Annotated in this window: 12 protein-coding genes; 7 read left to right on the top strand and 5 right to left on the bottom strand. The window is 63.3% G+C overall.

Annotation, left to right across the window (positions count from 1 at the left end; genetic code table 11):
* Window positions 1-19 precede the first annotated feature (19 nt).
* Window positions 20-400 (top strand): YciI family protein, encoded by a 381-nt coding sequence (locus AC1DYJ_RS25295; RefSeq protein WP_477285361.1) that lies wholly within the window; start codon window positions 20-22, stop codon window positions 398-400.
* 63 nt (window positions 401-463) lie between these two features.
* Here AC1DYJ_RS25295 and AC1DYJ_RS25290 read toward each other — a convergent pair whose 3' ends face one another.
* On the bottom strand, window positions 464-1,933 hold the full coding sequence (locus tag AC1DYJ_RS25290; RefSeq protein ID WP_477285363.1) for a pyridoxal phosphate-dependent decarboxylase family protein: 1,470 nt from the start codon (window positions 1,931-1,933) through the stop codon (window positions 464-466).
* A gap of 19 nt (window positions 1,934-1,952) precedes the next feature.
* Window positions 1,953-3,038, bottom strand: a complete 1,086-nt coding sequence (locus tag AC1DYJ_RS25285) for a PLP-dependent cysteine synthase family protein (RefSeq protein WP_477285365.1) — start codon at window positions 3,036-3,038, stop codon at window positions 1,953-1,955.
* Window positions 3,039-3,251: 213 nt separating this feature from the next.
* Between AC1DYJ_RS25285 and AC1DYJ_RS25280 the strand changes: the two genes are divergently transcribed.
* Window positions 3,252-5,267, top strand: coding sequence for a transcriptional regulator (locus tag AC1DYJ_RS25280; RefSeq protein ID WP_477285367.1), 2,016 nt, complete (start codon window positions 3,252-3,254; stop codon window positions 5,265-5,267).
* Window positions 5,268-5,292: 25 nt separating this feature from the next.
* Here AC1DYJ_RS25280 and choV read toward each other — a convergent pair whose 3' ends face one another.
* The 3 genes from choV to AC1DYJ_RS25265 all read right to left on the bottom strand — a co-directional run bounded on the left by choV (window position 5,293) and on the right by AC1DYJ_RS25265 (window position 8,399).
* A complete protein-coding gene (gene choV / locus AC1DYJ_RS25275) occupies window positions 5,293-6,474 on the bottom strand; it encodes a choline ABC transporter ATP-binding protein (protein WP_477285369.1) in 1,182 nt (393 codons plus the stop codon).
* The gene (gene choW, locus AC1DYJ_RS25270; protein WP_477285371.1) at window positions 6,471-7,325 is read right to left on the bottom strand and encodes a choline ABC transporter permease subunit; all 855 of its coding nucleotides are present in this window, start codon (window positions 7,323-7,325) and stop codon (window positions 6,471-6,473) included. The genes choV and choW overlap by 4 nt, the downstream gene beginning before the upstream one ends.
* 138 nt (window positions 7,326-7,463) lie before the next feature.
* Entirely contained in the window at window positions 7,464-8,399 is a 936-nt protein-coding gene (locus AC1DYJ_RS25265) for a choline ABC transporter substrate-binding protein (protein ID WP_477260685.1), read from the bottom strand.
* Between the two features lie 237 nt (window positions 8,400-8,636).
* On the opposite strand from AC1DYJ_RS25265, the gene AC1DYJ_RS25260 reads away from it, so the two are divergent.
* The 5 genes from AC1DYJ_RS25260 to AC1DYJ_RS25240 all read left to right on the top strand — a co-directional run bounded on the left by AC1DYJ_RS25260 (window position 8,637) and on the right by AC1DYJ_RS25240 (window position 13,420).
* Window positions 8,637-9,248: a thymidine kinase gene (locus tag AC1DYJ_RS25260; RefSeq protein WP_477285373.1), complete on the top strand. Its 612-nt coding sequence runs from the start codon at window positions 8,637-8,639 to the stop codon at window positions 9,246-9,248.
* A 14-nt stretch (window positions 9,249-9,262) separates the two neighbouring features.
* Window positions 9,263-10,447: a glycosyltransferase gene (locus tag AC1DYJ_RS25255; RefSeq protein WP_477285375.1), complete on the top strand. Its 1,185-nt coding sequence runs from the start codon at window positions 9,263-9,265 to the stop codon at window positions 10,445-10,447.
* A gap of 87 nt (window positions 10,448-10,534) precedes the next feature.
* Window positions 10,535-10,918, top strand: coding sequence for a c-type cytochrome (locus AC1DYJ_RS25250; protein WP_477285377.1), 384 nt, complete (start codon window positions 10,535-10,537; stop codon window positions 10,916-10,918).
* Between the two features lie 239 nt (window positions 10,919-11,157).
* Complete coding sequence (locus AC1DYJ_RS25245; RefSeq protein WP_477285379.1) at window positions 11,158-12,246, top strand: hypothetical protein; 1,089 nt, start codon at window positions 11,158-11,160, stop codon at window positions 12,244-12,246.
* A gap of 28 nt (window positions 12,247-12,274) precedes the next feature.
* On the top strand, window positions 12,275-13,420 hold the full coding sequence (locus AC1DYJ_RS25240) for a hypothetical protein (protein WP_477285381.1): 1,146 nt from the start codon (window positions 12,275-12,277) through the stop codon (window positions 13,418-13,420).
* The last annotated feature ends 7 nt before the right edge of the window (window positions 13,421-13,427 follow it).

Genomic DNA, 13,427 nt, shown 5'->3' with positions numbered 1-13,427 from the left:
AACGGGAGGAGATCGCCGCATGTTTTACGCCATCCTGGCCTATCACGTCGAACAGACCATCCAGGCCCTGACGCCGCAAGAGGACGCGGCGCTGATGCACGACCTTCTCGAGGTCAATGCCAGGCTGACCCGCGAGGGCAAGCTTGGGCCGGCGGCACGGCTGGGCGCAACCGCCGACGCCGTCACGCTGCGCGGCCCGGACGACGGCATCGTCATCGACGGGCCGTTTGCCGAGACCAAGGAACAATTGCTGGGCTTGTACGTCATCGACTGCGCGACCCAGGAGGAGGCCATCGCGGCCGCGCGTGACTTGCGCCGCGTGAACCCTTCGGCCGTGTATGAAATCCGGCCGATCACATTCTACCTTCCCGGCGTAACCTTTCCGGCTGCAGAAGGATGAGGTAGCGGCGATCTCAACCGCCGCCACACAGCTGCCGGCAATAGGGGGGCCTGCCTCACCAACTCAGGCCGCCGCGATCTCATTGCCCAGACGCACCGTTTCAGCGACCAGAAGGTCGAGATCCTCGCGCCGGGTCCGGTGGTTGTTGATTGCCACCCGCAGGCAATGCCGGCCTTGCACCGTCGTATCGGAAATGGCGGCGATGCCTTCTTCCTGCAGCCTCAGCATGATCTCGGTGTTGAGTGCCTTCGCACGCTCTCCATCGAGCCCTTCCGCGCGATAGCGGAAGCAGACGATGTTGATGCTGGTCGGCGCCGTCAGCTCGAGCGCCGGTTCGGCCTCGATCAGGCCCGCGAGATAGTGCCCTTGCGCAATGTTCTGGTCGATCAGGCGTCCGAATTTTTCGACGCCATGTTCCCTGAGCGCCATCCACACTTTGAGCGCGCGAAAGCCGCGTGACGTCTGCAGCCCGTAATCGTGCAGCCATTGCCCGGAAGCGAGGCCGCGCGGTGTCGATTCCAGATATTCGGGCGTCACCGCGAAGGTCTTGCGATGCGCCGAGGCATCCCTGACCAGCGCGCAGCCCGCCTCGAACGGCGCATGCAGCCATTTGTGCGGATCGAGCGCGATGGAATCGGCCCATTCGATGCCGGCGACGCGATGGCCATTCTCAGGTGCAATCGCGATCAATGCGCCGATGCAGCCGTCGACATGGAACCACATGTCTTCCTCATGCGCCAACTTGGCCAGCGCCTGCAGATCGTCGATGGCGCCGGTGTTGACCGTGCCGGCATTGCCGATGATGCAGGCCGGCTTGAACCCGGCTGTGCGATCCTCGGCAATTGCCGCCCGCAAGGCCGCGATGTCGATGCGCAGGCTGGCGTCGCTGGCAATGCGGCGCAACGCTTTGTTGCCGAGGCCGAGCGCCTCCATGCCTTTGCGATGGCAGGAATGGATCTGGTCCGAGCCATAGAAACGCAAGGGCTTTTCGATGGCGGCAACGCCGTGCTCGCGCACGTCGATGCCGGCCTTGGTGTTGCGCGCCACGGTCAGCCCGATGATGTTGGCCATCGAGCCGCCGCTGACCAGCGTGCCGCTGGCCGAAGCCGGCATGCCCGTCATCTGTTTGCACCAGTCGACGACCTGGCCGTCCATCAGGGCGGCGGCATGATTGCCGCCGCCGAGATTGGAGCCCTGGATGGCCGCCAGGAAATCGCCAAGCGCGCCGGTAAAATTGCTCGAGCCCATATACCAGGACCAGAAGCGCGGATGGATGTTGCCCATCGGATAGGGCATCACCTTGTCCACGACATCGCCATAGATATCGGCAAGGGGCGTCGGCGATTGCGGCAGGGACGCGGTGAAGAACTCCCTCACATCTCCAGGCATCTCCTGCCACACCGGCCGTTGCCTGACGTCGCGCAAATAGGCGACGGCATCGTCAACGATCCGATGCGACAGGTTCTGCACATCGGCCCAGTCCGAGGGGTCAAGCGTTTCCTCGACAGCCGAGGTGACAGGCATCGCGTCCATGCAGATTGCTCCCGCGTCATCATGCTGGGAACTGGCAGCCGGGCGTCGAGCGCGAGAGAGCAAGCTCTTCCGCATTCATCTCGGCCTCGATGCCATCGAACAGCGGCGTCGACATATAGCGTTCGCCGGTATCGGGAAGCATGCACAGGATCACCGAACCGGCAGGCGCCGTGCCGGCGATCTGGCGCGCCACGGCAAAAGCCGAGCCGCCGGAAATACCGGTGAAGATGCCCTCCTGCTGCGCCAGCGCCTTGGCCCATTTCATGCCCTCCGGTCCGGCGATCGGCATCACCTCGTCATAGAAGTTGCCATCGATCGCTTCCTGCAGGACGTTCGGGATGAAGTCCGGCGTCCAGCCTTGGATCGGGTGCGGCTCGAAGGCCGGATGGCTGGCAGCCGGCGCGCCACCGGCGCCGCGCACCTGCGGCTTGCCGCTGCCGACAAGCTGCGCATTGGCCGGCTCGGTCAGCACGATCCTGGTCTCGGGCCGCTCGCGGCGCAGCACACGCGCCACGCCGGCAACGGTGCCGCCGGTGCCGTAGCCGGTGACGAAATAGTCGAGCCGCGAGCCGGCGAAATCGTTGACGATCTCGCGTCCCGTGGTTGCTTCATGGATGGCGGCGTTGGCCTTGGTCTCGAACTGGCGAGCCAGGAACCAGCCATTGGCTTCAGCCAGTTCGACCGCCTTCTTGTACATGCCAAAGCCTTTTTCGGCGCGCGGCGTCAGCACCACCTTGGCGCCCAGCATGCGCATCAACTTGCGGCGCTCGACCGAAAAACTGTCGGCCATCGTCACCACCAGCGGATAGCCCTTCTGCGCGCAAACCATGGCAAGGCCGATGCCCGTATTGCCGCTCGTCGCCTCGACAATGGTTTGTCCGGGCTTGAGCGCGCCGGTGCGCTCGCCTTCCTCGATGATGTTGAGCGCCAGCCGGTCCTTCACCGACGCCGCCGGATTGAAGAACTCGGCCTTGACGTAGATGGTGGCATGCGCCGGGCCGAGATTGTTGACGCGGATGACCGGCGTGTCGCCGACGGTGTCGAGAATGCTGTCGAACAGGCGGCCGCGGCCGGCCGTGGTTCTGATTTTCTGCTGATGCAACATGGATGAACTCCTGGTTTTGCTCACGGGCCGGTTACACACCGGCGGTTTGGGCGACGAGATTTCGACACCTTGCCGCACTACAGGTCCTTGACGTCTAGCAATGTGGTAAACGCCACATTCGACGCGCATATTTTGCGAGCCGGTGCACTTTGTCGGGATCAGTGATAAAGCAATAGCTGGAGGGCCAGCGTGGGAGCAGGCGTGGAAACGGGCGTGGAATCGAGCCGGACCAAGGGCCAGAAAGGCCTTGTCGTGCGGCTTTTCGGGCCGCTGGCGATTGTTCGCGACGGCGTTTCTGTGGCTTTGCCGGCATCGCGCAAGCTGCGTGCGCTGCTCGCATATCTGGCGCTGGCGCCCCACCCGGTCGGACGTGGCAAGCTGTGCGAATTGTTGTGGGATGTTCCAAATGATCCCCGCGGCGAGCTTCGCTGGTGCCTGAGCAAATTGCGGGCCGCTCTCGACGAACCGGGCCGCCGCAGGATCCAAGCCGCTGACGATACGATCGCGCTTGATCTCGATGGTATTTGCATCGACGCGTTGGATGTCGCGTCAGCGGCTGCTACGGGAATCGAAGAGCTTGATACCGAGCGGCTGCAGGCCCTGTCGAAGCTCTTCGTCGGCGATTTCCTTGAGGGGCTGGAGATCGACCGCAACCCACTCTTCAACAATTGGTTGACCGCGCAGCGCCGCCGATTCGGTTCCTGCCACGCGGTGATACTGGAACATCTGGTCAAGACGCTCCCGGCCGTGTCCGAGGACGTCTCCGCCCATCTCGAAAAATGGCTGGAGCTGACCCCGTTCGACAGCTGCGCCCACATAGCGCTTCTCACGAGGCTGGCGCGGCACGGCCAGTTCGGCGCCTGCGAGGACCATCTTGCCGCCGCCGCAGCGCTCTTCCAGTCGGAAGAACTGGACTTCGGCCCTGTGCGCCAGGCGTGGCTGGCCATTCGCGCGGAACGACCCTGCGCGACTGCGCCGGCACAGCCGGCAGCCTCACCCGCGCCGAACCAAAGCCCGATCATGCTTGCCGGTACCGAAACGGCAACGCCCCACAAGGCTTCGCTTGCCGTGATGCCGTTCGCCGAAGACGCCGGCGGCGTTCGCGGCGGGCTGGCCGACGGCTTGACGCACGACATCATCACCCGCCTCGCCAAGCTCAGGGATTTCTTCGTCATTGCCCGGGGCTCGGTGTTTGCGCTTGCGGAAAAGAACATCGCGCCGGAGGATGCCGGCCGCAGGCTGAATGTCGACTATGTCGCCACCGGCACCGTGCGCAGCCTGGCGGGCCGCCTCATCGTCACCGTCGAACTGGTCGAGGTGCGCACCGCCAGGATCGTCTGGGCCGAAACGTTCGAGCGCAGGCCCGACGACATCTTCTTCGTCCTCGACGACATCTGCAACAGCATCGTGGCCTCTATCTCATCCGAGATCGAGACGGTCGAGCGCAACCGCGCCATGCTGAAGGCGCCCAATTCGCTCAATGCCTGGGAGGCCTACCATCGCGGCCTCTGGCACATGTATCGCTTCACTCGCAGCGAAAACGATCAGGCCAGGCACTTCTTCGGCATCGCCCTGCAACAGGACCCGACGTTCACCCGCGCTTATGCCGGCCTGTCCTTCACCCATTGGCAGAGCGCCTTCCAGCGCTGGGGCGACCGCGACCAGGACACCGCGCTCGCCTTTGAGGCGGCCGGCCAGAGCCTGCTGATCGACGATCACAATCCGGCCGCGCACTGGGCGATGGGCCGGGCGCTGTGGCTGCGCGGCGAAGGCAACGCGTCCCTGCTCGAACTGGAGCAAGCTGTCGACCTCAGCCCTAACTTCGCGCTTGGCCACTATGCGCTGTCTTTCGTGCAGTCGCAGTCGGGCGACCCGCAAGCGGCGATCGGGTCGTCGGATCATTCGCGCCATCTGTCGCCGTTCGACCCGATGCTGTTCGGCATGCTCGGCGCGCGCGCCATGGCCCATGTCCGCCTCGGCCAGTTCGACGAAGCGGCAGACTGGGCGCTGAAGGCGGCCGCGCGCCCCAACGCCCATATCATCATCCTGTCGATCGCCGCCCACTGCCTGGCGTTGGCCGGCCGGCTGGACGAGGCCAAAACCTTCGCCGCCGCCATCCGCAAGACGCTTCCGGGCTACCGCGCCGACGACTTCATCGACACTTTCCGCTTCGACCCGGACGCCACAGCCCTGTTCAAGCTCGGCGCCAGGCGCATCGGGCTGAACTGATTCAGACCAGCGGCTGATAGCTCCCCTAGCGCCGCAGCACCGCGCTCAGCACGTCGCGTATGCCGATCGCGCCGACAAAGCGCGATTGGTCGTCGAACAGCGCCACCGGTGCCGTCTGCGAGCGGTGCATGGCCAGCATCACCGTCTTCAGCGAGGTGCCCGGAGTGGCCCAGAATACCTGCGCCGTCTCCTCCGGCTGCGCCTCGACATCGGCGCACGACACCCACACCGCCGGCTTGCCGTCGCGTTCAGCCGCGGCCACCAGCCCGTGCTCGTCGATCTTGAAGCGCGTCGTCTTGCGCCGGTCGAGCCACACCCAGCCGTTGTCACCGTGCTCGAGGTCGCGGCTGTCGCGCATGACGTTCCAGGCGGTCAGCACCGAAAGCGGGTTCACATTGGCGATGAAGTCGCGGACATAGTCGTTGGCCGGCCGCAACACGATGTCTTCCGGCGCGCCGGTCTGCACGATGCGGCCACCTTCCATGATGGTGATGTGGCTGCCGATCTTCAGCGCCTCTTCGAGATCGTGGCTGACGAAGATGATGGTCTTCTTCAGTTCCGCCTGCAGCTGCAGCAATTCGTCCTGCAGCTTGGTGCGGATCAGCGGATCGAGTGCGGAGAACGGCTCGTCCATCAGCAGGATCGGCGCTTCCGTGGCGAAGGCGCGGGCCAGGCCGACACGCTGCTGCATGCCGCCGGACAGTTCGTGCGCGTATTTCTTCGACCACTGGTCGAGATTAACCAGCTTGAGCTGCTTGTGCACGCGCTCCTTGCGTTCTGCGTCCGGCACGCCGGCGAGTTCGAGGCCGAGGCCGACATTCTCCTCGACCGTGCGCCATGGCAGCAGGCCGAACTGCTGGAACACCATCGCCACCTGCTTCTGCCGCAGCCGCCGCAACGTCGCCTGATCGCAGGTCACGACGTCGACGATGTTGTCGCCGTCCTTGACCAGCACCTGGCCGCGCGACACCACGTTGAGCCGGTTGACAGCCCGAAGCAGCGTCGACTTGCCGGAGCCCGACAGGCCCATCAGCACCGAAATCTCGCCCTCATGCACGGTCAGGCTGGCCCCTGCGCAGCCCAGCACATTGCCGGTCTTTTCGAGGATTTCGGCACGCGTAGCGCCGCCGTCGATCAGCGCCAGCGAACCGGCCTGATCGGATCCGAAGACGATATCGACATTCTTGAAGTCAACGGCGACGGTCATTTCTTGCCTCCAACGCCGATACGCGTCATCCGGTCGAGCACGATGGCGAGCACGACGATCGCCAGGCCGGCCTCAAGGCCGAGGTCGATGCGGCGCGAGCCAAGCGCGCGGTTGATTTCAGTACCGAGCCCGCCGGCGCCGATCAGCGCGGCGAACACCACCATCGACAGCGACAGCATGATCGACTGCGTCAAGCCGGCCATGATGGTCGGCAGCGCCGAGGGCAGCTCGACCTTCCACAGCAGCTGCTGCTTGGTGGCGCCGAACGCCTCGCCGGCCTCGATGATCGACTTCGGCACCGAGACGACGCCGAGATGAGTGAGCCGGACCGCGGTCGGGATGACGAAGATGATGGTGACGATGAGGCCGGGCGCGTTGCCGAGGCCGAACAGCGTCAAGACCGGGATCAGGTAGACGAAGGTCGGCAGCGTCTGCATCAGGTCGAGCACCGGCAGCATGATGCGGTAGACCTTCGGCTTGTGCGCGGCCCAGATGCCGAGCGGCACGCCGATCGCCATCGCCATGGCGGCGGCAGCCACGACCAGCACCAGCGTCTGCACCGTCTGCTTCCAGAGGTTCTGGTTGATGATGAAGATCAGGCCGAGAAAGACGCCGATGGCCAGCGGCCGCGAGCGCTGCAGCAGCCAGGCGATGATGGCGATGACCAGCGCCAGCAGCACCGGCGGCACCAACAGCAGGATATCGACCAGCCCGTCGAGCAGGAAATTGAGGCCGTTAGAAAAAGCCCTGAACACAGTGTCGAAATTGTCGGTGAGGAAACCGAAGAACGCCTTTCCCCAGGCGCCGATCGGTATCTTGTGATCGACCATGAATTTCGAAATCGGATCCATATCGCCCCTCTCATGCGCGAGACCGCCTGCCCCTCGGCCTCGGCTGTCGTTACGTCATCTTCTCACAGGATATGAAAAAGGGCAGCCTTTTCTAAAATGGCTGCCCTTCCTGGTTCGGCTTTGCCGAATTCAGTCGGCTCAGCTTCCGAGCGCGGTCTTGACCGCCGCCGCCGCATCGCCGCCATCGAAGGTGGTGACGCCGGCAATCCACGGCGCAACCGCGTCAGGGTGCTTCTTCAGCCAGTCGGCTGCGACCGTATTGGCGTCGCCGCCTTTCAGGATCGCGTCCATCATCTCGCCTTCCATGTCGAGATTGAACTTCAGATTGGCGATGAACTTGCCGGCATTCGGGCATTCGGTGGTGTAGCCCTTGCGCACATTGGTGAAGACGGTGGCGGCGCCGAAGCCGCTGTCGCCCATGCCGTCGAGATAGGTGATCTTCATGGCGCCCATCACCGGATGCGGCGTCCAGCCGAGGAAGGCGATCCACTCATTGTTCTTCATCGACTGCTCGGCCTGCGTCAGCATGCCGGCTTCCGAGGACTCGACCAGTTCGAAACCTTCGAGATTGTCCTTCGGGTTCTTGATCATGTCGAGGATGATGCGGTTGCCGTCATTGCCGGCCTCGATGCCGTAGATCTTGCCGTTGAACTTGTCCTTGAACTTGCCGATATCGGTCAGCGACTTGACGCCGGCGTCCGCAACATAGGTCGGCACGACGATGCCGTAGCCGGCGCCGGTCAGGTTGGTGCTGATCGTCTCGACCGAACCGTCGGCGGTGTAATCCTTGATGTCGTTGGTCATCGACGGCATCCAGTTGCCGAGGAAGACGTCGAGATCCTTGTTCTTCAGCGACGCCATGGTCACCGGCACCGAAAGCTGGATCGTCTGCGGCTCGTAGCCGAGCGCGGTGAGCAGCACTGAAGCGACGCCGGTCGTCGCCTGGATGTCGGTCCAGCCGACATCGGAAAGGCGAACCGCCTTGCAGCTCTCCGGATCACCGGCAAGCGCTGCGCTCGTGGACAGGAAAGTCGCCAGACCGAGGCCGGCGACGAAAGTGTTCATACGCGACATTGGTAGTCTCCCATTGTGATTCTTTGGCGAAGCGTAGTTACGGTTTCTCTGCCCGCCTTGTTTCGTCAGCCAAACACCATTCTGGTGTGGTTTCAAGCGTTAAGGCAATCACGATCAACGGCGCGGACTGGCCAAACAGCGACACGGCTGACGCTTTTTCGATGGCAGACGGCTTTTCCCATGAAATGCTGCGGTGCCCCCTCCCCGCGCGGCGCCAACTCGGCTTAAAAGGGCGGCATGGCCAAGCTTTACTTCCACTATGCGACGATGAATGCCGGCAAGACGACAATGCTGCTGCAGGCGTCCTACAATTATCGCGAACGCGGCATGACGACGATGCTATTCGTCGCCGGCCACTACAGGAAGGGCGACACCGGGCTGATTTCGTCGCGCATCGGCCTGGAGACCGAAGCCGAGATGTTCCGCGACGGCGACGATCTCTACGCCCGCGTCGCCGAGCATCATGAGCACACGACCGTGCATTGCATCTTCGTCGACGAGGCGCAGTTCCTCGACGAGGAGCAGGTCTGGCAGCTTGCCCGGATCGCCGACCGGCTGAACATCCCGGTGATGTGCTACGGCCTGCGTACGGATTTCCAGGGCAATCTGTTTTCCGGCTCGCGTGCCCTTCTGGCCATTGCCGACGACCTGCGCGAAGTGCGCACCATCTGCCGCTGCGGCCGCAAGGCGACAATGGTCGTGCGTCTCGGCCCTGACGGCAAGGTGGCGCGGCAAGGCGAACAGGTGGCGATCGGCAAGGACGTCTATGTCTCGCTCTGCCGCCGCCACTGGGAAGAGGAAATGGGCCGCGCCGCGCCCGACGACTTCATCGGCTTCACCAGAGGCTGAGCGGCCGGGGCAACATGAGAATTCTCCAGTTCACAGTCGACTGCCCGTTTCCGCCTGTGTCCGGCGGCGAGATCAGGAACGCCGCCAATGCGCGCGCCCTGGCATCGATGGGCGAGGTTCTGACGGTAAGCCTGACTGGCGCTCCGGCGCCCTCGCCACCGCCGAACATCCGGCACCGGACCATCGAGGCGGCGCGCGGCCGGGCTTCCTGGTACCGGCGTAGCCCCCACCCGACCATGCACATCATGCCGGACGACGAACTGGCGGAGGCAGACGCGCTTTGGGGGCAATTCGACCCCGACCTCGTGGTTATCGAAGAGATCGCGCTTGCGCAGTTGCTGACGCTGGCGCGCAAGCATCGCGCGCGCACCGTCCTTGACTTGCACAACATCGATTCCCAGACAGTGGCGGACCGCATCGCCGGCCTGACGCCGTGGCAGCGACTTCGAGGCTGGCGCCAAAACAGGCGCAAGAAGGCAGAGGCGCGTGACGCCGACAGGTGTGCGGCAGCCACCGCCGATCAGGTCTGGGTCTGTTCGCGGACCGATGGGGCGCTGCTGTCCGCTCTCGGCCCCGTCAACGACATCAGGCTCATCGCCAACCCCATTCCCGACGAGAGCGTGCTTTCCCTGCCGATTGATGCCGAGCGGTACCGCGAACTCCGCCTGTGCTTCATCGGCCATCTCGGCTATTTCCCCAACATCGACGCCGTCAAACAGATCGGCCGCAAGATGGTGCCGCGCCTCGCCGCCTCCGGCCGGCCATGGTCGATCACCGTCGCCGGCAAGGCCCCAGGCGATGTCGTGCGCGGTTTGTGCGCCAGGCATGGTCTGGAGCTGATCGAGAATCCACCGCATCTGCCGGAATTGCTCAGACGTGCCGGCTACGCGCCGATCCCGCTGCGCTTCGGCGGCGGAACCCGCATCAAGGTGTTGGAGGCGATGGCGGCGGGCATGGTCGTCGCCGCCACCGAAAAAGCCGTCGAAGGGCTAGGCCTGCAAGCGGGCGGGCATTTCCTGTCAGGCGGCGATGCCGGCGAACTGGCGTCGAAAATCATCGAAATCGCGAAACGCCCGCAAGCGGCGGCCGAGATGGCGGAGAGCGGCCGTACCTTCGTGCGCGACAACCACTCATCGGCAGCAATTGGAAAAGCGATCCGGCAGGCAATCGCGGAAATGCCGCTCCGCCGAACGGGATAGCACCGGCCTTGCAATCCAGCCGCCATGCGGCGTTTGTTAAGGCCTGCGGCCTATTTTGCCCGCAGCCAGAGCCAGCCGGGGACCGCCATGCTTCGAGCCATTTCGTCAGCACTTGTCTTTTACTTAGCCAGCATCCTCGCCGCGCAAGCCGACGGCGACGCCGCGTTGGGCAAGAAAGTGTTCTACCGCTGCATGGCCTGTCACGAGGCGGCAACCGACCACGACAAGATCGGCCCGCACCTCCTGGGTATTGTCGGCCGCACCGCCGGCACGGCCGCGAACTTCAACTATTCGCAGGCCATGAAGGACGCCGGCGCCGCCGGCCTCGTCTGGGACGAAGCCAACCTCAAGGCCTATCTCGGCGCTCCAAAACTGAAAGTGCCCGGCAACAGGATGGCCTTCTCCGGCCTGACCAGCGGCGAGGACATTGCCAACGTCATCGCCTATCTGAAGGCCGATCCGAAGCCCTGATCCGCGGCTGGAATCGAAAATTACTTGAGGGCGAGCCGCGCCGACTGCCAAAGTCCAGCCACAGTTGAATCGGCAGCGGCTGACTTGGTGGCATCGCCTTATGCATGGCCTGCCCGCCATACAATCGCCGCGCCCATCCTTTTGTTTTCGCGGCCTTCGATGTCTTGCGCCTTTCATTCCTGAAATGCCCCACATATATTCGCGCCGACACGAAACTGATGCCGAAGCGGGAGGCTCCTATGGCGACATTGCAGAATTTCGATGCCGAAATTGCCAAGACCAGGCAGGTCGTGCAGGACATGCGCACCAAGATAGAGCAGTCCGGCACCGTGCTTGATACGCTGGCCACCGCAGACAAGAAGATCGGCGACGCCAATTTCGACATCGAGAATGCCCGCATCGAGGACGTGCTGAAGCAGCAGAAGGTGATGGAAGGCAACATCGCCGACCTGATCATCGGCCTGGAAGACGCCACCAACGTCTTCGGCGCCGAATTCGAAAGCATGAAGAACTACACCGGCTGGGAAAGTTTCGTCGGCGTCTTCTCGGCGCAACGCAAGCAGCGCATGCGCACCGATCGTGTCCGCAACATGTCGCTGGCCGGCAATCTGCAGGAGCTTCTGGTCAAGTCCGATACGATCGTCGGCATCCTGAAGGCGCAGAAAGAGGTCCTCGACCAGCGCTACAAAACCTCGGAAAACAGCCTGTCGCAGGTGATCGAGCGCCGCAAGGTGACAATGACCAACCTCGAAGCGGTGCAGAAACGCATCGAGGAGGTCAACCCGCTGCTGCTCGACATCGAGAACAAGATCGCTGCCTCGACCAGCCAGAAGGAACGCACGCAGCTTGAGGGCGAGCGCTCGAAACTGGCCACAGAATACAATGAAAAGCAGGCCAAGGAGCAGGAATTGCTGGCCGAGAGCCAGACGCTGGAACGCTACACCTCGATGTTCCAGACCTTCGTCGATTCGCTCAACAATCAGATCGCCGCGCAGTCGACGCTGATCAACAAGCTGACCATCGATACAGAGCAGCGCATCGTGCTTTACAAGGCCCTGGAAGATTCGCTGAAGACCGCCGCACAGCAGGACGTCGCCCACAAGATCAACACGCTGGGCAGTCAGGTCGACAACACCGCCGAAGAGACCATGGCCGGCATTGGTGCCGCCGCGCAGAAGCACATTGGCGATCTCCTCGAAATGCACGAGAAGAACATGGTGGCCTCATCCGACATCCAGCGCCGCAAGAAGCTTGCCGACGACGCCTTCGCCCGCCGTTTCGACGACGTGATGAAGAAGCACAATTCGGCGAACTACGTGCAGTCGTAAGGAGCGGCTGTACGCGAGCACACCCGGCATGACCCCCGAAAACGAAGCGGCGGCGCGCTATTTTTCCGCCATCACGGCCGCACTCAGCGGCCTTGAAGTGTTCATGCGCGACGACCGCTCGCCGCTCTACCGGCATGGTATCGTCGCCAAGATCGTTGCCGAATACATTGCCCGGCTGGACAAATCGTTCTCCTGCTGGCGCAACCGTCTCGGCTTCATGGACACGTTCCGCATTTCGCGCGCCGACAGCGGCTATCCCGTCTTCCAGAACCTGCTCGAACTGGAAAACGACCGCCGCCAGGCCGACGCGCGGCTGGCCAACATCCCGCTGGCCGGTGAATTGCGCGAGGAAATGGCCGACTTCATTCTGCGCCACAAGGAATTCCCCGAGGCGCTGCAGAAGTCGATGGCCGAGCGGCTCTATCTCGAGGACGTCAAGAGCGAGCAGACCTTCGGGCCCTTTTCGCTGGCGCAGACGGCCAAGGTCTCGGTCAATCCAAAAACCTTCCGACCCTATTACCTCGTTCACTGGGCAACATTCGACGGCAGCGCCAACCTGCCGCTGGTCTATATGGTGACGGTGGAGGATTCCTCCGAAGCCATGATCGCGCAGCTCGTTGACAGCAATGGCAAGCTCAACGAACAGGTCGACATCCCGCTGCCGGTCGACGGCTTGCTCAACCCCGAGCTTGCCCATCGCTTCGACGATTTCACGGAGAAGAATTCCGCCTACACGCTGTCGCCGGCAACGATTGCGGTCAATCTCGACAAGGATTTCGAGCCGCTGCACCCCAAGCAGTTGCGCCGCGTCGTGCTTGGCCCCTTCTATTCCGCAGGGATTACCGACAACAATTCGACGGTGACCGAGGTGCTGGCCAAGGTGCGCAAGCCCGAAAACGCTTGGCTGCTCACCTGGACCATCCAGGAGGTCTATTCCAAGGGCGAGAAACCCGGCCGCAAGGGCCTGTTTTCCAGCGAGAAGACGACGCAGGAATTCTTCATCAACACCGACGATCTCGAAGCCGCGCGCCAGGGCGTGTCGAGCTACGAGAACCACGCGCTGATCCCGCACGAAGCCTACCAGGCGCTCTATGCCGCCGGCGAGGCGCAGAAGATCTTTTCCGGCTACAAGGTTCACATCCTGTCCAACGGACAGGTCATCTCAGACGTCTGACCGTCAC

It is taken from the genome of Mesorhizobium sp. P2_B11 (genome assembly GCF_056404855.1).
The sequence above is the reverse complement of the archived record's forward strand: the minus strand, read 5'-3'. Positions and strand labels throughout refer to the sequence as shown.